The sequence below is a fragment of the Roseateles sp. P4_D2 genome (assembly GCF_056401875.1).
In genome coordinates, this window is the sequence record NZ_JBFUIM010000021.1 from 1 (window position 1) to 22,725 (window position 22,725).

Annotated in this window: 19 protein-coding genes; 11 read left to right on the forward strand and 8 right to left on the reverse strand. The window is 67.3% G+C overall.

Features of this window, described 5'->3' with window-relative positions; translation table 11 throughout:
• Nucleotides 1-604, reverse strand: a 604-nt coding sequence (locus tag AC1DW0_RS27880) for a hypothetical protein (RefSeq protein ID WP_157281718.1), incomplete at its 3' end; no start/stop codon positions are given.
• Between the two features lie 296 nt (nt 605-900).
• Here AC1DW0_RS27880 and AC1DW0_RS27885 point away from each other — a divergent pair.
• On the forward strand, nt 901-1,773 hold the full coding sequence (locus AC1DW0_RS27885; protein WP_477949282.1) for an alpha/beta fold hydrolase: 873 nt from the start codon (nt 901-903) through the stop codon (nt 1,771-1,773).
• A gap of 168 nt (nt 1,774-1,941) precedes the next feature.
• Nucleotides 1,942-2,736: an ornithine carbamoyltransferase gene (locus tag AC1DW0_RS27890; protein ID WP_477949284.1), complete on the forward strand. Its 795-nt coding sequence runs from the start codon at nt 1,942-1,944 to the stop codon at nt 2,734-2,736.
• Between the two features lie 325 nt (nt 2,737-3,061).
• Here the strand turns inward: AC1DW0_RS27890 and AC1DW0_RS27895 are convergent, their stop codons facing one another.
• Nucleotides 3,062-4,351: a hypothetical protein gene (locus AC1DW0_RS27895; protein WP_477949286.1), complete on the reverse strand. Its 1,290-nt coding sequence runs from the start codon at nt 4,349-4,351 to the stop codon at nt 3,062-3,064.
• Here AC1DW0_RS27895 and AC1DW0_RS27900 point away from each other — a divergent pair.
• The gene (locus AC1DW0_RS27900; protein ID WP_477949288.1) at nt 4,350-4,952 is read left to right on the forward strand and encodes a hypothetical protein; all 603 of its coding nucleotides are present in this window, start codon (nt 4,350-4,352) and stop codon (nt 4,950-4,952) included. The genes AC1DW0_RS27895 and AC1DW0_RS27900 overlap by 2 nt on opposite strands.
• Nucleotides 4,953-5,011: 59 nt before the next feature.
• Here the strand turns inward: AC1DW0_RS27900 and AC1DW0_RS27905 are convergent, their stop codons facing one another.
• The gene (locus AC1DW0_RS27905; RefSeq protein WP_457321150.1) at nt 5,012-5,617 is read right to left on the reverse strand and encodes a response regulator transcription factor; all 606 of its coding nucleotides are present in this window, start codon (nt 5,615-5,617) and stop codon (nt 5,012-5,014) included.
• Nucleotides 5,610-7,535: a sensor histidine kinase gene (locus AC1DW0_RS27910; protein WP_477949290.1), complete on the reverse strand. Its 1,926-nt coding sequence runs from the start codon at nt 7,533-7,535 to the stop codon at nt 5,610-5,612. The genes AC1DW0_RS27905 and AC1DW0_RS27910 overlap by 8 nt, the downstream gene beginning before the upstream one ends.
• Nucleotides 7,536-7,654: 119 nt before the next feature.
• Between AC1DW0_RS27910 and AC1DW0_RS27915 the strand changes: the two genes are divergently transcribed.
• From AC1DW0_RS27915 to AC1DW0_RS27935, 5 genes are all read left to right on the forward strand, one after another.
• A complete protein-coding gene (locus AC1DW0_RS27915) occupies nt 7,655-8,665 on the forward strand; it encodes a TRAP transporter substrate-binding protein (RefSeq protein ID WP_056194552.1) in 1,011 nt (336 codons plus the stop codon).
• A 124-nt stretch (nt 8,666-8,789) separates the two neighbouring features.
• The gene (locus AC1DW0_RS27920) at nt 8,790-9,407 is read left to right on the forward strand and encodes a TRAP transporter small permease (protein WP_056194556.1); all 618 of its coding nucleotides are present in this window, start codon (nt 8,790-8,792) and stop codon (nt 9,405-9,407) included.
• On the forward strand, nt 9,404-10,687 hold the full coding sequence (locus AC1DW0_RS27925) for a TRAP transporter large permease (RefSeq protein ID WP_457356544.1): 1,284 nt from the start codon (nt 9,404-9,406) through the stop codon (nt 10,685-10,687). Before AC1DW0_RS27920 ends, AC1DW0_RS27925 begins: the two co-directional genes overlap by 4 nt.
• Before the next feature lie 10 nt (nt 10,688-10,697).
• Nucleotides 10,698-11,675 (forward strand): SRPBCC family protein, encoded by a 978-nt coding sequence (locus AC1DW0_RS27930; protein ID WP_477949293.1) that lies wholly within the window; start codon nt 10,698-10,700, stop codon nt 11,673-11,675.
• Nucleotides 11,676-11,714: 39 nt separating this feature from the next.
• Nucleotides 11,715-12,332 carry an ANTAR domain-containing response regulator gene (locus AC1DW0_RS27935; protein ID WP_056194563.1) on the forward strand — a complete coding sequence of 206 codons (618 nt, stop codon included), beginning with the start codon at nt 11,715-11,717 and terminating at the stop codon, nt 12,330-12,332.
• A gap of 129 nt (nt 12,333-12,461) precedes the next feature.
• Here the strand turns inward: AC1DW0_RS27935 and AC1DW0_RS27940 are convergent, their stop codons facing one another.
• Nucleotides 12,462-12,821 (reverse strand): hypothetical protein, encoded by a 360-nt coding sequence (locus AC1DW0_RS27940; protein ID WP_477949295.1) that lies wholly within the window; start codon nt 12,819-12,821, stop codon nt 12,462-12,464.
• Nucleotides 12,822-12,826: 5 nt separating this feature from the next.
• Nucleotides 12,827-16,375 (reverse strand): DNA/RNA non-specific endonuclease, encoded by a 3,549-nt coding sequence (locus AC1DW0_RS27945; protein ID WP_477949297.1) that lies wholly within the window; start codon nt 16,373-16,375, stop codon nt 12,827-12,829.
• 413 nt (nt 16,376-16,788) lie between these two features.
• Between AC1DW0_RS27945 and AC1DW0_RS27950 the strand changes: the two genes are divergently transcribed.
• Genes AC1DW0_RS27950 through AC1DW0_RS27960 form a run of 3 tightly spaced genes read left to right on the forward strand, consistent with a single transcriptional unit; the run spans nt 16,789 to nt 19,746 of the window.
• The gene (locus AC1DW0_RS27950) at nt 16,789-18,036 is read left to right on the forward strand and encodes a CmpA/NrtA family ABC transporter substrate-binding protein (protein ID WP_457442721.1); all 1,248 of its coding nucleotides are present in this window, start codon (nt 16,789-16,791) and stop codon (nt 18,034-18,036) included.
• Between the two features lie 2 nt (nt 18,037-18,038).
• Entirely contained in the window at nt 18,039-18,944 is a 906-nt protein-coding gene (ntrB, locus tag AC1DW0_RS27955) for a nitrate ABC transporter permease (RefSeq protein WP_457389979.1), read from the forward strand.
• A gap of 4 nt (nt 18,945-18,948) precedes the next feature.
• Nucleotides 18,949-19,746 carry an ABC transporter ATP-binding protein gene (locus tag AC1DW0_RS27960; RefSeq protein WP_457356539.1) on the forward strand — a complete coding sequence of 266 codons (798 nt, stop codon included), beginning with the start codon at nt 18,949-18,951 and terminating at the stop codon, nt 19,744-19,746.
• A 662-nt stretch (nt 19,747-20,408) separates the two neighbouring features.
• Here AC1DW0_RS27960 and AC1DW0_RS27965 read toward each other — a convergent pair.
• Together AC1DW0_RS27965 and pdxR are read right to left on the reverse strand one after the other, a co-directional pair.
• Nucleotides 20,409-21,203: an MBL fold metallo-hydrolase gene (locus AC1DW0_RS27965; RefSeq protein WP_477949300.1), complete on the reverse strand. Its 795-nt coding sequence runs from the start codon at nt 21,201-21,203 to the stop codon at nt 20,409-20,411.
• Nucleotides 21,204-21,277: 74 nt separating this feature from the next.
• A complete protein-coding gene (gene pdxR / locus AC1DW0_RS27970) occupies nt 21,278-22,723 on the reverse strand; it encodes a MocR-like pyridoxine biosynthesis transcription factor PdxR (protein ID WP_477949302.1) in 1,446 nt (481 codons plus the stop codon).
• Nucleotides 22,724-22,725 lie beyond the last annotated feature (2 nt).

Here is a 22,725-nt window from a genome sequence, read left to right on the forward strand (position 1 = left end):
AGACCCTGCGGCGGATCCTCATGGCAAACATCAGACCTAGGCCGGCACACAGTAGAGCATGGGGTGCAACTTCCGGAACTGCGCTGACTCTGAAGCCAAGGTCCATTTCGTCGAATCGATTCCAGTTGCCGTTGAATCCCTGCCATTCTTCGCCGAGTGGCATCGGGGCGCCCCATGGCATGTTTGCCGAAAACCAGTCAGGTGAGCCAATTGTGAAACCGTATGTGCCCGCAGGGACTGTCCAGTTCAAGCCATCAATGCCTACCCATTCGAAGGGGAAGGCCGTTGGCCAGGGAACGGCTTTCTGCGCGCTGAAGAGCAGCGGGCCGGTGGGCGAACCCGCGTGCAACGACACGGCCAAGGTGCCACCTCCGAACACGACCATGAAGCCTTCGATTGCCGAGATAGTCGTTGATGAACTGACCGAGAACGACCCCCCAGTACTCACGGTTCCGTCTAACACGGATCCAAGGGGCGAAGACGTGGATCCAACGCCCGTGTTAGCCGGTTGACCCGTGTCCACGACGTACACCGCGTTCGCGGCGCCGGCAAAACTGAGTAGCAAGGCCAGCGCACCACAGCTCTTCACCGCAAACCCATTCATTGCATTTCTCCCTGCGTTTTGTGAGGCACGCAGAATACGACGCAGTCGAACTAGGGCATCCTGCGCACACCCCCCTGACTCGAGTGTTCGCAGCGCGCGCCGGCCCAATGCGACGCAGTGGGCGATTTCGCTGTAAAGCCGACGTGGGGAGTGTCAGCCGATCCAGACCGGCTTGAAGGTCTCGTTGGCCTTGCGGGCTTCGAGGGACCATCTCCCCTTCATGTGTGCGTGCTTCCGCGGGGTTCCCTACGAAGTGCCGTCGATGCAGCGGTCGCATATGCATCGTGGGCCGCTGAGTGCGTATCGAACGGGCCGATGCACAGCAGTGTTTCGTCGTGAGGAACTACGGCGACCCAGCGGTCGCCTTCGGGCACCACACCGATTACTTGGGCGGACATCATCTCGGCCGGATTTGCCTCGGCCTGTTCGTCGGTCCCACATCGCAGGTTGACACGGCGGTTACGCTCGATACTCCTTTCATGACCRCCCTGGTTTTGTTGCCTGGCATGGATGGCACAGGCTCGCTGTTCGATCCCCTCGTAGAGGCGCTAGCTGGCAAGGTTCAAGTCGAGGTGGTGCGGTATCCATCGGCGCCACCGGCCGGGTATTCCGTACTTGAGCGCTTGGCGGAAGCAAGTCTGCCGGCCGAGGGTCCGCTGATCTTGTTGGGTGAATCCTTCTCCGGCCCGATTGCCATCTCACTGGCAGCGAACCACCCCGGGAGGGTCATGGGCCTCATCCTTTGCTGCACCTTTGTACGCAACCCGTACCCCGGTCTATCGCTGCTCAAGAACCTGACCGGGCTGGCCCCCGTCAAGGTGGTGCCCACGCGCCTTGCAGCGGCCCTGCTCTTGGGACGGTTTGAAACGCCAAAGCTCCGAGCTGCTCTTGGCTCAGCGCTGGCGGGTGTTTCAGCCACAGCGCTGCGATCACGTTTGAAGGCCGTTCTCTCGGTCGATGTCGCTTCGGACTTCGGTCGGGTCAGCGCTCCCATCCTGTACCTGCGTGCGAGCGAGGACCGCGTGGTCCCGGCCTCAGCGGGGGACATCATTCGTGCCATTCAGCCTGCGGCGCGCGTGGTGCAGATCTCTGGCCCACATTGCCTTCTTCAAGCGGCGCCAACCGAGGCTGCAAGGGCAATCCAGCAGTTCGTGCAGGCCGTCGGGTAGCCTGTGTGGCCGCTTCCGGCGTATTCGCGAACGGGTAGTCCCGGCCAGGAGCGGTCTGTGGTCAATGTCGGCTTGCTGTCGCGTCGACAGTCCAGCGGACACCTTGATCGCATGCTCGAATGTTGGGCAGAAATCGTTAACGATCCACCTACAACAAGTTAGACCCGAATGAACCTCCTTCGCCTTTCGGATCTCAGCRGCGCCGACCTTCTCAAGGTCTGGGATCTTGTGGCCAGTCCGCCAACGCAGTTGTCTGGCACGGTCGCTTGGTCCTTCGAGGGTAACGGCATCCGGACTCGAACGACTTTCATCCAGGCGTTCCGGGAACTTGGGTTGGCCTTTACTGAGCTGCCAAACTTCCTCAAGACCGGCGAGCGAGCTTGCGACCTAGCCGGTTACCTCGATCCGTTCTATGACATTTACGTGATCCGCGAGTCCAATCACGCGCGCCTGGCCGAATTCACAGAGGCCACTTGCAGGCCCGTGATCAACGCAATGTCCAATGTCGGCCACCCGTGCGAAGTACTCACGGATGCCTACTACGTCCACTCAAGACTGCTTCCGCTGGAGCGAGCTCRAATCTGCCTCTGGGGGCCGCCAACGAACGTGTTCCGTTCTTGGCATGAATTGGCCGGCGTACTCGGATTCACTGTCACGCACGTTTGCGACGCTCAGTTCCATGAACCAACGAGAAGCGTGACATTCACGGAGGAGTTGCCACCATTTGCCGACATCGTGATCACCGACGGGTGGCCCGCCGGKGCGGAAGGCTCTCGTAGGTCACTGACAGAAGCGCTCCTTGCCGAGATGGGTTCGCCCAAGCTGCTACCCACCCCGCCGTTCGCGATTGGGCGTGAACTTTCATTCGATCCGCTGGCGTACTCGGGCTTTGTTGGCTATCAGCAAAAGGAGCTCCTCTTGCCTGTACAAAGAGCCGTAATGCGGTATGCACTAAATAGCTAACCCTTCCACCGAGCGGACGCCTTCCAACGCGCTTCGCACGCTTCCAGCCGCCACTCATGTTCAACGTTGAACGGCAGCTTTCTGGCTGTTCACTTCACCAAGGCCGACTTCCGCTCTGGGTCGCTTTGAGCCGGACACGGTCTGCGGGAGCGGTCGTTTGGGGCACCCTGCTCGGCCGGCCGTGGTCGGGCGACAGGAATCGGCGATGAAGCTGTCGGTCGAGGCTACCGGCGCTGGATGACCGGTGTTCGTTATCGCCGCCGTTCAGGCCTCCGGCGGCGAACGTCTCAGACCAGCCTGGAGCCGCCTTTGCTCAACGGGAACCCTAAGCTTCAACAGCCAGCTTCGCATTCAACCTCGCCGCCAGATTGACCGCCCGCAGGAAGACCCGGAACTGTTCTACCGCGTCGGATGCTTCCCCCATCTCCGAGCCCAGCTTGGCCAGGCCGAGCAGCCGGCTGTAGAGCTGGGCCTGCTCGGGGCCGATGGATTCACTGAAGGCCAGCATCTGCAGCAGCTGGCTGGACGTGATCTGCATCTTGGGGCCCAGCCAGCCGCCCCATTTCCTGACGGCGGCCTCCTTGCGTTCGAACACGCGCAGCTTGGCTCGCTGAGCCTCGACGGGGGCGCCGTCGATGCCGAGGTCGGCGAGGTATTTGAGAAGCAGCACCAGGTTGGCGTCCTTGGCATCATCGTGCAGGCGCGCGAGCAGCCAGTCCTCGGCGTCCTTGCGGATGGGGTAGTTCACCTTGCCGATGCAGCCGAAGGCCCGGCCCGACAGGTTGGCCGGGCAGCCCTTGCATTCGCCATCCAGTTTGCTGAGCGGCGCAATCATGTCCAGCAGCTGCCCGACCGTCACCTGCTTCTGCTTGGCCGTCCCGTCCGGGCTCTTGACGGCGATTTCGACCGTGCATTTGCTGGTCAGCGTGTCGCTGTCGGCGTGGGGAAACTTCTCGCGGAACTGGGCGATCGCGAATTCCGCGATGCCCTGGTGGCTGACCATGGACCGCAGCTTGACCTCTGGCGTGTACCGCCGGGCCGTACAGGGCCGCTGCAGTGCGAAATCGATGGCCATCTGATCCCTCCCTGGCGTGGCTCCATCGCGAGGAGTTTCGATGAAGCCTGCAGCTGCGCCAGCCCCCGGATCCAGGGTGCAGTTGCTATTTACAACGGCAAGCCGGCCTGGATGCCACTCGTTGATCCGCCTAAGCGGCAGGCGCGGCCTGCCCCTGAGCTGGGATAGGCGCTTGGGCCGGTCCGTCGACGCTGAGAGGGCTCGAAGCTCGACGTCAAGCTGGTTCAGCCCCTCCACAAGAGCGGATGCGGTCTCGAAATCCATCGGCTCCTTCTCCAGCAGGTCTTCGCCCAGCGCTTCGCGCAGCACGGAGCCGGGCACCGTCGGTTCCTGGGCACTCCCGGGCGCGGTGAGCGCCCCGCATCGCGACGCCGTGCCTCGCGGTAGCACGGCGCTACCTGTCCCTCGGCCGTCCGGCGGGTGGCCGGCCGGCTTCATCGGCCCGTCACCGTTAAATAGTTCTCTGGTCAGGCCACCATCCGCATGATCGAATCTGGCCTGACCAATTTGTCGTGCGTCCCATGAAGTAAAGGGAACCATGTCCAGACCTTCCTCCTCCCGCCGGCCGGATCGGCGTCGCAGCCCGCTGAACCGGAATTTCACTGCCGCGCTGTGGGCCGCGCTGCGCCGGATCGCGCGCCGGCTTCCCCGCCAGCCGGCCTCGCCGGTCCAGCTGCCATTGTCGGAACCGGCAGCCGCAGAAGCGAAGGCGCTGGCACGGGCCCTCACCGAATTGCTGGGCCAGCATCCGTCGACGCGGCGGGTGATGCGGCATCTGGGCTACGTGGAACACCAACTGGCCCGGCAAGGTGCAGCGGCCCTCTCGGAGATGCCCGTGCACATCGTGGCGACCGCGCTGTCGCAACTGGAGGCGATCGTCAGCAACTGGTCCAACCGCGACCTGGCGGAGCTGCGTTCGCGAATGGCCGTGGCCGTCAAGAAGGGCTCGGAGGATGAGTTCCTCGGCCCCGATGGCGAAAGGCGCTCGGTGTTCGCGACGGCGTCACGCCTCCTCGTCGGGGACGTGAATCACTCGGTGTTTGAGGAATTGCAGCGGCAATACCATGGCTTGGTCTCCCCGGAAGGCATCGAGGCGGCCCTAGGCGTCGCGGCCTCACGCGCAACTAAGGCTACGGCCTGACTTCAGCTGCGAATCTCCGCGTTGACCTCCTGAGGTCGCGGCGCTGAACCCCGCGCCGCCTATCGCCCGGCCAGCAAGGTCGCCACCTCCGCCGCCGACCGCACGCCCAGCTTCGCAAACACCCTGGCCCGGTGCACTTCCACGGTCCGCACCGACACGTTCAGCTCGTCGGCAATGACCTTGTTGAGCTTGCCTGCCGCCACGCGCGTCATGACCTCGCGCTCGCGCTCGGTCAGGCTGGCCAGCCGCGCGCTGCGCTCGGCCACGTGCGCGCCCTCGGCCTGCATGGCCGCGTCCACGGCCAGGGCCTGCTCGATACGGTCGGCCAAGGCGTTGTCGCTGTAGGGCTTCTCCAGGAAGTCGAAGGCGCCCTTCTTCAGCGCCTCGACGACCATGGGGATGTCGCCATGGCCTGTCAGGAAGAGCACCGGGTTCCTCAGCCGGCGCGCCAGCAGTTCGTCGTGCAGGCGCGTGCCGCTCATGGGCTCCATGCGCACGTCGAGCAGGAACACGCCTTTGGGATTCCCTTCGCGGTCCAGCATCTCCAGCAGCGCCGGGCCGCCGTCGAAGGCGCGCACATGGAGGCCCCGCGAGCGCATCAGGAAGGCGAGTGCGTCACGCACGCCAGGGTCGTCATCGACGAGATGGATCGTGCCTTCAGCCATGGATCGTTTCCGTCTGGGTTTGCGGGCTCAGCGGCAGGCTGAACGAGAACAGCGCGCCGCCATTGGCGGCCTCGCTGGCGTCGAGCACGCCCTGATGGGCCTCGATGATGGAGCGGCAGATGGCCAGGCCCATGCCCATGCCGTCGGCCTTGGTGGAATAGAAGGCCGCGCACAGCTGTTCGACACGCCGGCCCTGCAGGCCAGGGCCGTTGTCCTGCACATCGACGCGCACGAAGTCGCCCACGACGCGGCTGCTGACTGCGATGCGCCGGCCGCCGTTCCCGGCCGGGAGCGCCTGCAGCGCATCCGCGGCGTTGCGCACCAGGTTGATGACCACTTGCTCGATCAGGACGGCGTCGGCCAGCATCGCCGGCACGCCCGGCGCGAGGCTCACGTCCAGCGTGACGCCGCGGCGCTGGCAGTCGCGCTTGAGCAGCTCGATGGCGGCGGTGACGACCTCATGCAGATCGCAGGGCTCGTGGCGAGGTTCGCGCCGGGTCAGAAACTCGCGGATGCGAGCGACGATGCGGCCGGCGTGCGCGGCCTGCTGGCCCAGGCGCTGCAGCGCGCCGAGCACGAGCTCGTCCTGCACGCCGAGCTTGGCCAGCGAGTTGGTGATGCCGGCGCCATAGCTGGCTATTGCCGTGAGCGGCTGGTTCAGCTCATGGGCCAGCGTGGAGGCCACCTCGCCGAGCATGGTCAGCCGCGCGTTGTGGGCCAGGGTCTCGACCTGGCGGCGCTCACGGTCTTCGAGGCGCTTGCGCTCGGTGATGTCGATGATGCTGCCCATCCAGCCGATCTGGCGGCCACCGGCGTCGACCAGCGGCGACTCGAACACCATCACGTCGACCATGCGGCCTGAAGCGTGCCGCCAATGCGCTTCGTAGCCCTCGCGCGGCGCATGGCCGGCCAGGTTGCGGCGGTTGCGCTCCGCCACCTCGGCCAGTGCGTCGGGCGGCCAATAAGGCATCGGCGGCAGCATGCCGACCAGCTGTTCGGCGGGCAGGCCGACCATGTCGCAGAAGGTGCGGTTGACGTACAGCAGGCGGCCGTCGAAGTCGCGGGCGCGCAGCGCAACAAGCGCCGAGTCTTCCATCGCCCGGCGCCAGGCGGCCTCCGTGCGGCCGGCCACCTCGGCCCGCTGCACCTGGCGCATCTGGCGGCGCAGCAGCCAGCTGGCGACGGCGATCAGCGGCAGGAAGCCCGCCACCAGCACCCAGGCCATCGGCCGCACGCCGTTGACGGCGGGGTCGCGCACCGTCAGCTCCAGCGCGGCGTCGGTCAGCGTCGCCTGCGTGAGCGGGCTGGCGCGCAGCGGGCCGGTCAGGGCGACGCGGTAGCTCGGCTTCTCGCCCAGGGCGGCGCGCAGCGGCGACTCGGTCGTGGAGGCGATGACCTGATCGGCGCTGTCGATGAGCTGCACGTCGTATTTGCGCGCCAGCCACCAGGGCACGCCACGCTTGAGCAGCAGGGCTGGCGCATAACGCACCACCAGCACGCCGTCGGGCGCGACGCGGGCGGTCAGGTGCAGGGACAGGCCGTCCTCATAGCGGTTGGCCTCGGACTCGGCCGGCACCTCGGCCAGCACGCGGTTGCTGCGCGAGTCCAGCCAGGTCACAGCCAACCAAAGGCGGCGCAGGCCGGCGTTGACCTCGGGGTGGGCCGCCAGCGCCGCGGTGCTGGGCACCTGGCCGGCCAGGCCCGCGGCGAGCTGGCGCAGATGGGCCTGCTCCTCGTCGATGCGGTCGCGCAGCTGGGCCTCAGTGCTGAGGGCGTCGGAAATCAGCGTCTGGCGCTGCAGCTCCTGCTCCTCGGCCTCGTTGGCGCGCACCCAGGTCAGCACGCCCCCCACGAACACCAGGGACAAACCCAGGGGTGCCAGCCACAGGCTTCGGGTCAAGAGCTCGCGCAGCGTCATGGAGTGCAGTCTAAGAAGAGAGTAGGCCGCGCGAAATGTGGAACTCCACAACTATCTGCAGGGTCCCGGGCTCGGAAGAATGCCGTCCAGACCCCTCATTCCAATATCGGAGACAAACCATGATCCTGCGCCGTCTCGCACTCGCCGCCGCCCTGGCCCTGCCTTTCAGCCTGCCCACGGCGGCCTTCGCCCAGGCCCCCATCGTCATCAAGTTCAGCCACGTCGTCGCGCCCGACACGCCCAAGGGCAAGGGCGCCCAGCGCTTCAAGGAGCTGGCCGAGCAGAAGACCGGCGGCAAGGTCAAGATCGAGCTCTACCCCAACAGCCAGCTCTACAAGGACAAGGAAGAGATGGAGGCCCTGCAGCTGGGCTCGGTGCAGATGCTGGCGCCGTCCCTGGCCAAGTTCGGGCCGCTGGGTGTCAAGGAGTTCGAGGTCTTCGACCTGCCCTACCTGTTCAAGGACACCGATTCCTTCCGCGCCGTGACCGACGGGCAGTTGGGTGCCGATCTCTTCAAGAAGCTGGAACCCAAGGGCATCAAGGGCCTGGCCTACTGGGACAACGGCTTCCACATCATGAGCGCCAACAAGCCGCTGCACAACGTGGCGGACTTCAAGGGCATGAAGATGCGCATCCAGTCCAGCAAGGTGCTGGACGCGCAGATGCGCGCCCTGGGCGCCATCCCGCAGGTGATGGCCTTCTCCGAGCTCTACCAGGCACTGCAGACCGGTGTGGTGGACGGCACCGAAGGCGTGCCGAGCAACTTCTACACGCAGAAGATCTTCGAAGTGCAAAAGCACATGACGATGTCCAATCACGGCCACCTGGCCTATGCGGTCATCGTCAACAAGAAGTTCTGGGACGGCCTGCCGGCGGACATCCGCACCCAGCTGGAAGCGGCCATCAAGGAAGCCACGACCTATGCCAACGCCATCGCCAGCACCGAGAACGGCCGCGCGCTGGAAGGCATCAAAGCCAGCGGCAAGGTGACCATCTACACGCCGACGCCCGCCGAGACCAACGAGTGGAAGAAGGCGCTGATGCCCGTCCACAAGGAGATGGAATCGCGCGTCGGCAAGGCCACCATCGAGGCCGCCTACAAGACGGCTGGCTTCGTCGCGCCGAAATAAGCCCCCCCGTACCGGCTGACGCCGGCCCCCCAGGGGGCAAGCCAGCGGCCTGGCAAAGCCAGTTCCGCGGCTTCGCTCGGTCAATACACCGCCTGGCGTCCGCCGGAAGCGGTTGGAGAAACTCATGTTGAACAAAGCGCTCAATCATCTGGAGGAGTGGATGATCTCCTTCCTGATGGCCGCGGCGACGCTGGTGATCTTTTTCGCCGTCGTGCACCGCTACCTGGCCGGGCTGCCCTATATCCAGGACATCGCCCTCAAGATCCACGTGAGCTGGGCCCAGGAGCTCTGCATCATCCTGTTCGTGTGGATGTGCAAGTTCGGCGCGGCCTATGGCGTGCGCACCGGCATCCACGTCGGCGTGGACGTCATCATCAACCGCATGTCGCCCGCCAATCGCGGCCGCTTCGTCATCTTCGGCCTGCTGGCCGGCGCGCTGTTCACCGGCGCCATCGCCGTGCTGGGCGGCACCTTCGTCTGGGACAACGGCGCCCACCACGCCTTCCTGGACCTCATCGGCCAGCCGCGCGAGGACGTGTACGAAGGCCCGACGACGCCTGACCTGGAATGGCCGACCTGGATGGTCTATTCGGCCATCCCGCTCGGTTCGGCGCTGATGTGCTATCGCTTCCTGCAGGTCTGCTGGACCTTCCACAAGACCGGCGAACTGCCCAAGCATGACGAGTCCCACGTCGAGGGCGTGGATGAACAGACCCCGCTGGAAGTGGAGGCCCGCAAATGAATGCACTCATCATCTTCAGCCTGCTGCTGGCGCTGATGCTGACCGGCATGCCGATCAGCATCTCGCTCGGCCTCACCGTGATGACCTTCATCGTCACGATGACCCAGGTCCCCATCGAATCGGTCGCCCTGAAGCTGTTCACGGGCATCGAGAAGTGGGAAATCATGGCCGTGCCCTTCTTCATCCTGGCCGGCAACTTCCTGACCCACGGCGGTGTCGCGCGGCGGATGATCAACTTCGCCACGTCCATGGTCGGCCACTTCCACGGCGGCCTGGCGCTGGCGTCCATCCTGGCCTGCTCGATGTTCGCGCTGGTCTGCGGCTCCTCGGTCGCGACGGTCGTGGCCATCGGCTCCATCGTGTTGCCGGCCATGGTGGCTCACGGCTACCCGATGCGCTTCGGCGCCGGCGTCATCATCACGGCCGGGTCACTGGGCATCCTGATGCTGCCGTCGATTCCGAAGGTCATCTACGCGATCTCGACCAACACCTCCATCGGCGCCTTGTTCGTCGCCGGCCTGCTGCCCGGCATCACGCTGGCCCTGATGCTGGCCGCGGTGACCTGGTACATCGCCCGCAAGAATAACTACCCGCGCCTGGCCCGCATGGGCTGGATGGCCCGCTTCCAGGCCTTCCGCAAGAGCTTCTGGGGCCTGCTGCTCGTCGTCATCATCGTCGGCGGCATCTGGTCGGGCGCCTTCACGGCGACCGAGGCGGCGGCGATGGCGGCCGTGTATTCCTTCTTCGTGGCCATCTTTGTCTACAAGGACCTGAAGCTCAAGGACGTGCCCAAGGTGCTGAAGGACTCGGCCAACATGTCCGCGATGCTGCTCTACATCATCACGAACGCGGTGCTGTTCTCCTTCGTGCTGACCAACGAGAACCTGCCCCACCAGCTGGCCGATTGGCTGCTGGGCATGAACCTGGGGCAGAACGGCTTCCTGTTCGTCGTCAACCTGGTGCTGCTGGGTGCGGGCAACTTCATGGACCCGTCGTCCATCATCTTGATCATGGCGCCGATCTTCTTCCCGGCCGCCATGCAGCTGGGCGTGAACCCGGTGCACTTCGGCATCCTGATCGACGTCAACATGGAAGTGGGCCTGTGCCACCCGCCGGTGGGCCTGAACCTGTACGTCGCTTCTGGCATCTCGAAGCTGGGCATCACCGAGCTGACCAAGGCCGTCATGCCCTGGCTGCTGACGATGATCGTCTTCCTCGTCATCGTCACCTACTGGCCTTGGCTGACGCTCGTCGTTCCCCAAATGATGGGCATGCTCTAAGGAGCCGACCATGAGTGCGCTCCTCTTCGCGGTGGCCCTGCTGACAGTGCTGCTGCTCGTCTACATGGGCCGCTACAGCGGCCGGGTGCGGGCCGAGGAGAGCCGGCTCATCGCCGCGCCGCCTGAGGCCATCTACCAGCGCGTCAGCGACCTGGCGCAGTGGCAGGCCTGGAACCCCTGGCTGGAGCATGCGCGCGGTGCTCGCGCCGAGGCCGACGGCATCGCCCTGGCCTGGGACGTGCCCCACGTCGGCCGCGGCAGCGTGCGCCAGACGGGGCAGACGCCGTCGCGCGCGCTGCGCCAGCGCCTGCAGTTCGCCCTGCCCTTTGCCTATCGCGGCCGCTCGGACTGGCGCTTCGACCCCGCGCCGGGCGGCACCCGGGTCACCTGGCGCTTCAAGGGCCGCGTCGCCTTCACGCTACGCGCCTTCGCCGCCACCGTACAAGGCGCCACCGCCCTGGACCTGCGCTTCGGCCTGGACCGCCTCGCCGCGACGCTGGAGTCAACGCCCCCGGCCTACACGCTGGATTACCTCGGCGTGCAGGAGCAACGCGCCCACGCCTACGCCCAGGCGCACCACCGCGGCCCGCTGGACAAGCTGGCCGCGGAGTTGCCGCCACGGATCAAGGAGGTGCGTGAGCAACTCGCCACGGCGGGGCTGGCGGCAACCGGCACCGCCACCATCCACTATCTGAAGACCCAGCTCAAGCTGCGCATCGTCGACTGCCGGGTCGGCGTCGAACTTCCCGCCGATGCCGCATTGCCCAACGGCCTCAAGCTGCAGCAGCAAGCGGCCCACGCCGCCTATGTATTGCGCTATGACGGCCCGCCCGAGGCGCTGGAGCTGGCCTGGTACCAGGCCATGCAGCGCCTGCGCATCGAGCAGCACCAGCCGCATCCGCAGCTGCCGCCCTATGCCTGCTACCTGGGCGAGTCGGCACCCGGCCGGCGCGGTGTCGTGCACCTGTATTTGCCGCTGAAGACCTAGGAAACGCCCCACGGCACGCTATTTGCACTGCCCTGGGGCATGAACACGCCCCCGTTTGCCCTCCCCGGGCTGCGCGTGCTGCTGGCGGATGCCGGCCAGCGCCGCAGCCCCGTCATCCGCCTGGAGCTGATCCGGCTGCGCTGCCAGCTCGTCGACGTCATCGACCTCGTCGCCCAGCCCGACGCCCTGCCCATGGCCCTGCAGCGCCTGGCACCCGAGCTGCTGCTGGTCGACTGCGAGCAGCCCACACCCGAGCTGCTGGCCCAGTTGGGCGAATCCCTGCAGCAACAGCCCCGCCCGGTGCTGCTCTTTGCCGAGCAAATGGGCCCGGAGCAGATGCGCGCCGCCCTGCAGGCCGGCATCAGCACCCTGCAGCTCGCCGGCCTGCCGCCGCAGCGCCTGGGTGCCCTCTTGCAACTGGCCCTGGCCCGCTTCGAGCACGACCAGACCCTGCAGCGCGACCTGCGCCAGACCCAGACCCAGCTGGCCGAGCGCAAGCTCGTCGAAAAGGCGCGCGGCATCCTGATGCGCGAGCAAGGGCTGGACGAGGAGGCGGCCTTCCAGCGCCTGCGCCAGCTGGCCATGGACGGCGGGCAGACGCTGGCCTCGGTCGCCATGCGCCTGATTGATGCGGATCAGCTGCTGCGCGCCCGCTGAGCCTCGGCCTGGGGCGCCCGCGCACCAATCAGGGCTGATGCGGCGGCTGCTGCGTGTGCGTCATGTACGGCGCCGGGGCACCGGCCTGCCAAGAAGGATCGGGATGTCGAGCTTGCACGTGCAGCCTTGTCAATCCAGCTCTTTCATGATGTCGCCTTCCTTGTAGTCGTCGCGGTACTCGAAGTCCACCGAGTACTTGCCGCTGCGCTCGAGATTGACAGTCATCATGTACCAGCGGGGCTGGCCGAAATCCTGGGCAAGACGCCAGTGACGCAGCGCTGCATCTTCAACCAGGCTTTCAAGTTCCCGCTTCGGAAAGTCCTTCCTGACAGCGCCCTCGGGCGACGTGAACCAGTAGTCAGGCGCCAACACGCTTGCATCGGGCGTGACCCGGAAACAGAAGCGCACTTTCGCCGCACCAGAGCTTTCGCAAACCGCAAACAACGCCCCGGCGATGGCCTGCACAGATTCATCAAGTTTGTTCAGCATCAAATTCATCCCCCGGGGGTATTGGGAAACACTCGTTTGGTCGCCGCGCCGTCGATCCAATACCTCACGTCGATCCTCGTGGGCACCTCGCCAACAGCGGCATAGACAGGACTGACCTCCACCCTCACCTCCTTGCCCGCCTGCATCGCCTCGGCCCAGGATTTCTCCATGACCCGGAATTCGCCGCGATTCACGCTGGAGAGTTGGGCGACCAAGTTGATCTTCTCGCCGGCGCCTCCCACCAGCGTACCGATGAGGTGTCCGCCATCGTAGCCATCGCCGCCCGCCCTGCCGGCCAGAAGCTGCTGGTAGGCATTGCGGTCCACCGTCGCGGGATTCAACGTCCCCTCGGCCTTCACGACGCGACCCAGGGTATCCGTCGTGTAGGTATGGCCGTTTGTCAGGACATAGGTGGCGTTCGACTTGAGCTCCCCGCTCAGCGCGGCATTCCAGTCACCTTTCTTGCCAGGAACCTCGCGTATGACGAAGCGGCCGGCCTCTCTTGCTTCGGCTTCGGCGGCATTGCCCAGCAAATGCCCGGCCACATCACCGCCTTCACGCGAGGCGGCCTGCAACAGCTCACCCACTTCCTTGCCGAGCCGGCTTTCAATCGCCGCCGCCTTGAGGACGCCCGCCAGTGGCAATCCGGCCTTGACAACGCCGGCGCCAAGTTCGTTGAGCGCCGCGTCGCCATAGGTTTCGGGAGTGATCGCTTCCACGGCGATACGCAGCCCTTCCAGAGCCACCTGACCGCTGCCACTGGTCTTCGCAACAGCCTGGTCGATCTGCGAAAGCAGGAAGTCCCGCACGTCGGCCACGACGGGGATGCGCTGGCCCCAGACGCCGGTTTCTGGCGGCTCGACGACCGGCCGGTTGTTGGCGGCAGCCCAGTCGCTGAAGGCCTGTGAGCGCTGCACCGCCGCGAGGGCATTGAGCTGCTGCATGCGCTGGGCCAGCATCGCCTCGAAGGCGGCGGTGACCTTGGGATCGACGGGCGGATTCAGGCCCGTGCCATCGCTGATGACCAGGCGACCGTTCTCGTCGCGGTAGACCTGGAATTTGTCGTGCTCGCCCGCCGGGTTGAGATCCACGTTCTGGCCGTAGATCTCGCGCATCATGCGGACGGTGAACTGGGAGTCGGACTCGCCCTCGCGAGGCGTGATCACGCTCAGATCGACCGGCTCTGCCGGCAAAGGCGTCACGACGGCCGGTGGCGGGGCCGGCACGGGGAAGGTCTGCACGCCGTCGCCATCGGCCGGCGCCGGCGCGGGCGCCTGCACTGGAGGCAGGTTGTCCCGCATCAGCCCGTCCAGCCAGGCACTGGCAAATGCATGCGCCGGATCGTCCGGCGAGGCGGCCGCGCGGATGGCGCTGCCCAGCACCGTGTTGAAGGAGCGCGCGGCGAAGGCCTCGGCCGTGCTCATCGTGCCGGCCGCCACGGCCTTGTTGATGCTCTCGCCGATGTTGGCGTTCGTCAGGTCCGCCAGCCCGCTGGCAAAGCCCGCGATCGCGCCATCCTTGAACTTGCCGCCCAGCAGCGCCTGGATGCCGCCCTGCACCGTCATGCGGGCGGCGACGCCAGCGGCCGCGCCCAGCCCGGCTTCCTTGAGCGTGTTGGTGAGCCCGGGCGTCAGGCCGGCCGTCAGTGCGCCGCTGACGGCGCCAATGAGCACGCCCTTGAGGCTGAGGTTGCCGTTGATGACCCCGCCCGCGAAGGAGGCCGCGGCACCGGCGGCCGCCGCCGAGCCGACGGCGCCCCAGCCGGCCGCCGAAGCCGCACCGGCGGTGGCCCAGCTGACGAAGGCCACCATCACGACCGGCATTGCACGCTCGAACCAGTTGCGGTGCTCGTAGAGGTTGTCGCGCGACGTGACCCAGCCGAGTTGCGGGTCGAAGCCGACGCCCGCGTCGTTGTTGAGCTTGGGCGCGCGGTTCAGGTCCAGCGCCACCAGGTCGCCGTCCCAGACGCCGCTGTCCCCGAGGGCGGCGTGCGGGTTGTCCAGGCCGGGCTGGCTGACCCAGCGGGGCGGGCCGCCACTCTCGCTGTTGTCCTGCTGCAGCGTGATCTGGCTGTGGGCCTGGCCGTAGAAGCGGGCGAACGCCTCCTGCGCCAGCCCGCCCTGGGCCAGCCAGGCGTTCGTGAACGCCGCCTCGTCGAAGACGCGCTGCGTGGCCAGCACCGGCGCGCCGCTGGCGTCGCGCAGGATCTCGCCGTCGCCCACGGTCTGGTAGATGCCGGTGGGCCAGCCCGTCTCCGGGTCGGTGCCGAACTGCAGCGGCACCTCGATCCAGCCCGTGCCGCCACCGTCGCGCGCGGCCTGCATGGCCGCGGCATGGGTCTGGCGCACGGCCGTCATGGCCTGGCTGAGCTGGGTCAGCTCGGCGACACGCTCGGTGCCGTACAGGCGCTGCTGCTCCAGCGCGAGGCCGCTCGTCGGCGCGGCGGGCGCGCCGCCGAGCTGGGTGCGCAGCTGGGTGATGAAGGGGTCAGCCAGATAGAGGTCGAGCTGGCCAAGGCTGACGGCGTCGCCCATCGCCACGCCGGGCTGCGGCGGCGGGCCGGCGTTGATGGCGTGGTCCTGCGTGCCCAGCGCCCACAGCCCCGGTTGCGTGCCGAGCAGTTGCTGCACGGGCTGGCCGTAAAGCTCGGCCAGCTTGTTCAGCGGCGCGGAGGCCTCGGGCCGCGCGGCAAGGCGCTCGCGGTAGGCCTGCTCGTAGGCACCATCGTCGAAGCTCAGCCACTGGCCCTGCGGCGCGGGGGCGCCCATGCCCTCGCGCAGCATCCAGGCCGGCACGGGCCCGGGAGCCGCGGCCGCCGCGGCGGTGTCGGGCACGAAGACGGCGCCGTTGACGGGGTTGCCGTCGTGATCGGTTTGCGCAGCCACCCAGCCGGAGCCGATCGCCTGCGCCACATCGGCGGGTGGCGCCTGACGGGCGGCTTCACGCGCAGCTTCGAATTCAGCGCGCACGCCCTTCAGCGCAGCTTCGCGCTGGTTCAACCAGTCCGGGTTGACCGCCGGGCCGAGCGGCAACGCCACGGTGCCTGTGTTGGCCGCGGGTGGCGTGGGCGCGGCAGCAGGGGGCGGGGCCTCGATGGGAGCCACCGCTTCGACCGGCGCAGGTGCAGGCGCCGCTTCGACCGACGCCGGCTCGCTGGCCGACGGCGGTGCGGGTGCGGGCGGCGGGGCCGGCACGGGCACCTCGGCAACCGAGGCAGGCGTGTGGCTGGGCAGCTCGCCGTCCTGGCCGCCGTCGCGCTCGAAGCGTTCGAAACGTTCGAAGCGCCCTTCAGGCTCGCGCTGCCGCAGCGGCCAGCGGTCGCCATCGACCAGGCGCGGCAGCCGGCGCATCGGCTCGGGCTCCGGCAGCAGCACGAAGGCCGGCGGTTGCCGGGCCATCTCGGCGAGCAACCGGCTGGGCGTCTCTTCGGCGATGACCGGCTCGGGCGCCGGCGCCTCAGATGCGCCATGCCGGGGCGCATCGGCGTCACGCTGCACCGGATCGAAGGCATCAAGGCTTTCAAAAGGGGCAACGCTGTAGTTGTCCAGCCGCATGGGGCACTCCCTGTCTTGGTATGGCCGCATTGAAGCGGCTGACCCTGTCGGCGGGCAATTGCGGGCGCTCCTAAAAATGCATGCCCGCACCCGGGGCGCCGCGCACCCGGACGCACCAACACGCGTCGTGACTGCACGCACCGACCCGGCGCAAACCGCCCGCCACAGCGCCTGCCATGCGCCAAGCGCGTGCAAATCGGGCCTGGCGCCACGGTGCGGGGGCTGGCACGCAACCTGCGTTAACCAATGCGAGGCCTGCAATGGCGCAGGCCTCTCGGGCCGGCCGGCTGATGAATCGGCCGGCACTTCGGGACAACGGCGTCCGACCTCTCCTTTGTCGCTCGCGCTGCTCGCCGCGGTGCGGGCGATGCGTGGTCGCACGGCGTTGCGCCTTGCATGAACAGGAGCCCGTGATGACCGCCAGCGACAACTCGAACGCCACGCCCCACCTTCAGCGCCGCAGCCTGCTGGCCGCGGCTGCAGCCCTCCCCACCCTCGGCTTGGCCGGCGGTGCCTGGGCCCAGGGATCGGACAAGCCCGAGAAGGAGGAAGTGCGCATCGGCTTCATCCCGCTGACGGATTGCGCATCGGTCGTGATGGCCGCCGAGCTGGGCTTCGACAAGAAGTACGGCGTCAAGATCATCCCGACCAAGGAGGCTTCCTGGGCCGGCGTGCGCGACAAGCTCGTCAACGGCGAGCTGGACATGGCGCATGTGCTCTACGGCCTCGTCTACGGCGTCCATCTGGGCACCAGCGGCCCCAAGAAGGACATGGCCGTGCTGATGAACCTGAACCACAACGGCCAGGCCTTCACGCTGTCCAAGGCGCTGGCCGACAAGGGCGCCGTCGACGGCCCGTCGCTGGCCAAGGTGATGGCGGCCAACCCGCGCGAATACACCTTCGCTGGCACCTTCCCGACCGGCACCCACGCGATGTGGATGCATTACTGGCTGGCCGCCGCGGGCATCAACCCGATGTCGGGCGCCAAGCTCATCACCGTGCCGCCGCCGCAGATGGTGGCCAATATGCGCGTGGGCAACATGGACGGCTTCTGCGTCGGCGAGCCCTGGAACCACCGCGCCATCATGGACGGCATCGGCATCACGGCCAACACGACGCAGGACCTCTGGAAGGACCATCCGGAGAAGGTGCTGGGCACCAGCGCCGACTTCGTCAAGAAGTACCCCAACACCACCCGCGCCGTCATGATGGCCGTGCTGGAGGCCAGCCGCTGGATCGACGCCAGCCTGTCCAACAAGCTGAAGATGGCGGAGACGGTCGCGCAGAAGGCCTACATCAACACAGGCGTCGACGCGATCAACCAGCGCATCCTGGGCCGCTACCAGAATGGCCTGGGCAAGACCTGGGACGACCCCAACCACATGAAGTTCTTCAACGACGGGACGGTGAACTACCCCTACCTGTCCGACGGCATGTGGTTCCTGACCCAGCACAAGCGCTGGGGCCTGCTCAAGTCCCACCCTGACTACCTGGCGGTGGCCAAGCAGGTCAACCAGACGGCGCTCTACAAGCAAGTGGCCAGCGCCATGGGCATCAACGTGCCCAAGAGTGACTTCCGCACCAGCAAGCTGATCGACGGCGTTGTCTGGGATGGCAAGGACCCGGCGAAGTACGCCGACGGCTTCAAGATCAAGGCTTAATCATGGTCTCCGCAGTCTTCCACTCCCCGGGCGAAGCCGTTGCGGCTTCTGCATCCACCACCACCGCCAGCGCCAGCCGCCCCGCGGTTGCCGCACCCGCCGAGATGCCCAAGCCTGCACCGAAACGCACGCCCTACGACTGGCGTGCGCTGGCGATGCGAGTACTGCCCCCCGTCCTCGGCATGGCCCTGCTCATTGGCCTTTGGGGCCTGGCCACCATGAAGGGCGGCAGCTTCCCCACCCCGGCGGCCACCTTCGATGCCGCCGTGCAGCTCTTCTCCGACCCGTTCTATCGCAAGGGCCCGAACGACCAGGGCATAGGCTGGAACATCCTGAACTCGCTGTCGCGCGTCGGCATGGGCTTCGGCCTGGCGGCCCTCGTCGGCATCCCGCTGGGTTTCATCATCGGCCGCTTCGAGTTCGCCAACCGCATGGTGTCGCCGCTGATCGCGCTGCTCAAGCCGGTGTCGCCGCTGGCTTGGCTGCCCATCGGCCTGCTGGTGTTCAAGAGCGCCAACCCGGCCGCGATCTGGACCATCTTCATCTGCTCGATCTGGCCCATGGTGGTGAACACAGCCGTCGGCGTGCAGCGCGTGCCGGTCGACTACCTCAACGTCGCCCGCGTGCTGCGCCTGTCCGAGTGGAAGGTCATCACGCGCATCCTGCTGCCCGCGGTGCTGCCCTATGTGCTGACGGGCGTGCGCCTGTCGGTCGGTACGGCCTGGCTGGTCATCGTCGCGGCCGAGATGCTGACCGGCGGCGTCGGCATCGGCTTCTGGGTCTGGGACGAGTGGAACAACCTCAACGTCGCCCACATCATCATCGCCATCTTCGTCATCGGTACCGTCGGGCTGCTGCTCGAATGGTTCCTGATGTCTCTTGCCAAGCACTTCACCTTCGAGGACTGATGCCATGAAGCCCTTCATCCAAGTGCAAGCCGCCGAGATGGTCTTCACCACCCGCAAGGGGCGCTTCCATGCGCTGCAGGACGTCAACCTCGACGTGCAGCGTGGCGAGTTCATCACGCTGATCGGCCACTCGGGCTGCGGCAAGTCGACGCTGCTGAACCTGATCGCCGGCCTGCTGGCGCCAACCTCGGGCGCGCTGATCTGCGACGGCCGCGAGATCGCCGCACCGGGGCCCGAGCGTGCCGTCGTCTTCCAGAACCACTCGCTGCTGCCCTGGCTCTCCTGCCTGGACAACGTGCTGCTGGCGGTCGAGTCCGTCTTCAGCGGCAAGGAGAGCCCCGCCCAGCTCAAGGTGCGCGCCCGCGCCGCGCTGGAGCTGGTGGGCATGAGCCATGCGCTGCACAAGCGCCCGCATGAAATCTCGGGCGGCATGAAGCAGCGCGTCGGCATCGCCCGGGCCCTGGCCATGGAGCCCAAGGTGCTGCTGATGGACGAGCCCTTCGGTGCGCTGGACGCGCTGACCCGCGCCAAGCTGCAGGACGAGTTGCTGAAGATCGTCGCGCGCACGCAGAGCACGGTGGTCATGGTGACCCACGACGTGGACGAAGCCGTGCTGCTGTCGGATCGCATCGTCATGATGACCAACGGGCCGGCGGCGACGATTGGCGAGATCCTGTCGGTGGGCATCCCGCGGCCGCGGGTGCGTGTGGAGCTGGCGGAAGACGCTCGCTATGTGGCTGCACGCAAGGAGGTCATCGACTTCCTGTACACAAGGCATGCGCATGTGGAGCAGGCGGCTTGATGGCTTGATGGCTTGATGGCTGCGGGCGGGCTGCTTTTGCGCAGAGCGCGTCTGCTCGCTGCATTGCCGGGAGTCCGTCCCGGCGGCCGGGTAACTTTCTTCTGCGGGGCCAGAAGAAAGTCACCAAAGAAGAGGCCCTGAACCGCACACCATCGCGGCGCCGCCGTCAGCGGCGCGCGAAAACGCCCAATGGCGTTGCGGGACGACGCGACCCGCTGCGCTCTCGCTGCTGTCCCTGTCACCCGCACCATCCATCGCACCACCTGCCCGCTTAACGCGCGGCTGCACGCCGTGCTCACCGGAAAACCAAATGCAGCGTCGCGCGGGCGACGCGACTCGTGCCCACCCGCTGAAGCGTCGCCCCAGCGACGCGGTATTCCCTGACGAGTTCGGCGTGCAGCCGACGTTAACCGGCGTGAAGGGGCGATCCTTGATGCTCGTCATAGGGACAGCAGCGAGAGCGCAGCGGGTCGCGTCTGCCCGAAATGGAAGTGAGAGTTTTCGCGCGCCGATCCTGGCGGTGTGGTGCTCGTATGCGGTTCAGGGCCTCTTCTTTGGTGACTTTCTTCTGGCCCCGCAGAAGAAAGTTACCCCGCTGCCGGGCGGGACTCCCGGCAATGCACCGAGCAAACACCCGCTGCGCAAAGCATCCAACCAACTACCTACCCACCTACCACTTCAAAGTACCGCTCAAACGACGCATCCACCGCCTCGCGCCCGCCCCCGATGATGTTCAGCCCCCACGTAAAACCGTAGACGTCGTCGAACGACAACCCACGCAGCCTCGCCTGCGTCTCCCTCACCAACGCCGGCCTGGCCGGCACATGGTTGGGCACGCTGTACATGAAGCTGACGTGCCGCCGGTCCTGCGCCACATGCAGCGCATCACCCGCCAGCAACAGCGACTTTCCGCCACCAGACCAGTGCAGCACCGTGCTGCCCGGGAAGTGCCCCGGGCAACGCAACAGCGTCGCGCCGCGGCCCAGGTCCAGCGTGTCGCCGCGCCAAAACTCCACCCAGCGCGAACAGCGCGCCACCCACTCGCGGTCGTTCTCGTGCACGAAGATCGGCACGCCGCCCAACGCCTCGCTCCAGCGCACCATGGCCGAATAGAAGTGCGGGTGGGAGATCGCGATGCGCTCCACGCCACCGCGCCGCTTCAGCTCAGCCACCGCCTCCTCTGTGACGAGGGCCGTGCTCTCCCACAACACACCTGCCTCGGCCAGGTGCAGCGCCCGCTGTGGAATCGCAAAGCCCGGCGCGACACCGATGCCGAACAGCGCGTGATCCATCTCCAGCCGGTTGCGGTGGAGGGTGGCCAGCTCGTCATGTGTCGTCCAGACCTGCCCTTGCCAGCCGACGTACTGGCGCTCGTCGCTGCAGATGCGGCACAGCCCCGGCGGCTGGGCGCTGTCGTCGTGTTCGGTGCCGCAGGTGCGGCACATGAAGTGGGCCATCGTGTGCTCCGTGATTTGCCAGGCCTGCAGCCTAGGCAGTCCGGTCGCCCGGTCACAGAGCCAAGTTCAGCGATTCAGAGGGTGCCAAGCGCTTTTGCGAGGCGCCGCACGGCCTCGGGAATGCGCGCCGCCGTGACGCTGCCGTAGCCCAGCACCAGCCCCTGCACACCGCCCGCGCCCAGCCAGTAGCGGCTCAGCGGCTCGACGCCGACGCCGGCGGCCCAGGCGCGACGCGTCAGCTCGTCGGCATCGACGCCGGGCAGCGCCACGGCCAGGTGCAGGCCCGCAATGGCGGAGAAGATTTCCACCCGATCGCCCATATGGCGCTTGAGCATCTGCTCCAGCACGCGGCGCCGCTCGGCGTACTCGCCCCGCATGCGGCGCACATGCCGCAGCAGATGGCCCTCGGCGATGAAGTCGGCCACGGCCGCCTGCGTCAGCGCCGGCGTGCCAAAACCCGCCGCATGCTTGGCTGCCACCAGCGCCTCGCGTGCCCAGGCGGGAGCGACGACATAGCCCAGGCGCAGCGCCGGCAGCATGCTCTTGGACAAGGTACCGACATAGAAGACGCGGCCATCGCGGTCCAGCGTCTTCAAGGCGTCCAAGGGCCGCGACGTGAAGCGGAACTCGCCGTCGTAGTCGTCCTCGATGACGACGGCCTGGTGCGCGGCGGCCCAGTTCAGCAGGTCGCGACGGCGCGGCAGCGACATCGCCATGCCCAGCGGCGCCTGGTGCGACGGCGTCACGCAGACGATGCGTGTCTCCGTCGGCAGGGCGCTCACGACCAGCCCTTCAGCGTCCAGCGGTATCGGCGCGAGCTTCGCCCCCGCAGCCAGCAGGGCCGCGCGCAGCGGCGGGTAGCCTGGGTTCTCGACAGCGGCCAGCGTCTGACCCGGCGTGACCAGCACGCGCGGGATCAGGTCGAAGGCCTGCTGCGCCCCGGCCGTGATGACCACGTCGTCCGCCGTGCAAGCCACCGCGCGGGACGACGACACATGGCCCGCGATGGCGGCCCGCAGCGCCGGCAGGCCCTGCGCCGGCGGGTAGCTTGCCGGCTCGCGCGCGGCGGCCTGCAGCGCGCGCGTCTGCAGGCGGCGCAGCACGTCAAAAGGAAAGCTCGCCGTGTCCGGCATGCCGGTCTTGAAGTGATAGGCCGGTGCCGGGCCGCTGGTGAACGCGGCCGGCCACCCGCCACTCTCGCCGCGCAGCCAGCGGCTGTCGGCCCAGGGCGCCACGCTGGCGCGGTCCGAAACGCCCACCGCGGCCCGCGGCAGCTCGGCCACAAAGCTGCCGCCCGCGCCGCGCGACTCCAGCCAGCCCTCGGACGCCAGCAACTCATAGGCGGCCACCGCGGTGTTGCGTGACACGCCCACCTGCGCCGCCAGCTCGCGTGACGACGGCAGGCGCAGCCCAGGTGCAAGGCGCCCGCTGGCGATGGCGTCACGCAGCGCCGCATGCAGGCTGGCCAGGCGCGAACCGCGCGCGGCGAGCTGCAGATCGAGTTCCAGGCTTGGCTCCATGT

Excerpts from the sequence above, each read along its gene's own strand:
- AC1DW0_RS27950 (WP_457442721.1), top strand. The coding sequence starts at position 16,789 with ATGACCGCCAGCGACAACTCGAACGCCACGCCCCACCTTCAGCGCCGC.
- AC1DW0_RS27925 (WP_457356544.1), top strand. The coding sequence starts at position 9,404 with ATGAATGCACTCATCATCTTCAGCCTGCTGCTGGCGCTGATGCTGACC.
- AC1DW0_RS27935 (WP_056194563.1), top strand. The coding sequence starts at position 11,715 with ATGAACACGCCCCCGTTTGCCCTCCCCGGGCTGCGCGTGCTGCTGGCG.
- AC1DW0_RS27965 (WP_477949300.1), bottom strand. The coding sequence starts at position 21,203 with ATGGCCCACTTCATGTGCCGCACCTGCGGCACCGAACACGACGACAGC.
- AC1DW0_RS27920 (WP_056194556.1), top strand. The coding sequence starts at position 8,790 with ATGTTGAACAAAGCGCTCAATCATCTGGAGGAGTGGATGATCTCCTTC.
- AC1DW0_RS27895 (WP_477949286.1), bottom strand. The coding sequence starts at position 4,351 with ATGGTTCCCTTTACTTCATGGGACGCACGACAAATTGGTCAGGCCAGA.
- AC1DW0_RS27930 (WP_477949293.1), top strand. The coding sequence starts at position 10,698 with ATGAGTGCGCTCCTCTTCGCGGTGGCCCTGCTGACAGTGCTGCTGCTC.
- AC1DW0_RS27945 (WP_477949297.1), bottom strand. The coding sequence starts at position 16,375 with ATGCGGCTGGACAACTACAGCGTTGCCCCTTTTGAAAGCCTTGATGCC.
- AC1DW0_RS27940 (WP_477949295.1), bottom strand. The coding sequence starts at position 12,821 with ATGCTGAACAAACTTGATGAATCTGTGCAGGCCATCGCCGGGGCGTTG.
- AC1DW0_RS27910 (WP_477949290.1), bottom strand. The coding sequence starts at position 7,535 with ATGACGCTGCGCGAGCTCTTGACCCGAAGCCTGTGGCTGGCACCCCTG.
- AC1DW0_RS27960 (WP_457356539.1), top strand. The coding sequence starts at position 18,949 with ATGAAGCCCTTCATCCAAGTGCAAGCCGCCGAGATGGTCTTCACCACC.
- pdxR (WP_477949302.1), bottom strand. The coding sequence starts at position 22,723 with ATGGAGCCAAGCCTGGAACTCGATCTGCAGCTCGCCGCGCGCGGTTCG.
- ntrB (WP_457389979.1), top strand. The coding sequence starts at position 18,039 with ATGGTCTCCGCAGTCTTCCACTCCCCGGGCGAAGCCGTTGCGGCTTCT.
- AC1DW0_RS27905 (WP_457321150.1), bottom strand. The coding sequence starts at position 5,617 with ATGGCTGAAGGCACGATCCATCTCGTCGATGACGACCCTGGCGTGCGT.
- AC1DW0_RS27915 (WP_056194552.1), top strand. The coding sequence starts at position 7,655 with ATGATCCTGCGCCGTCTCGCACTCGCCGCCGCCCTGGCCCTGCCTTTC.
- AC1DW0_RS27900 (WP_477949288.1), top strand. The coding sequence starts at position 4,350 with ATGTCCAGACCTTCCTCCTCCCGCCGGCCGGATCGGCGTCGCAGCCCG.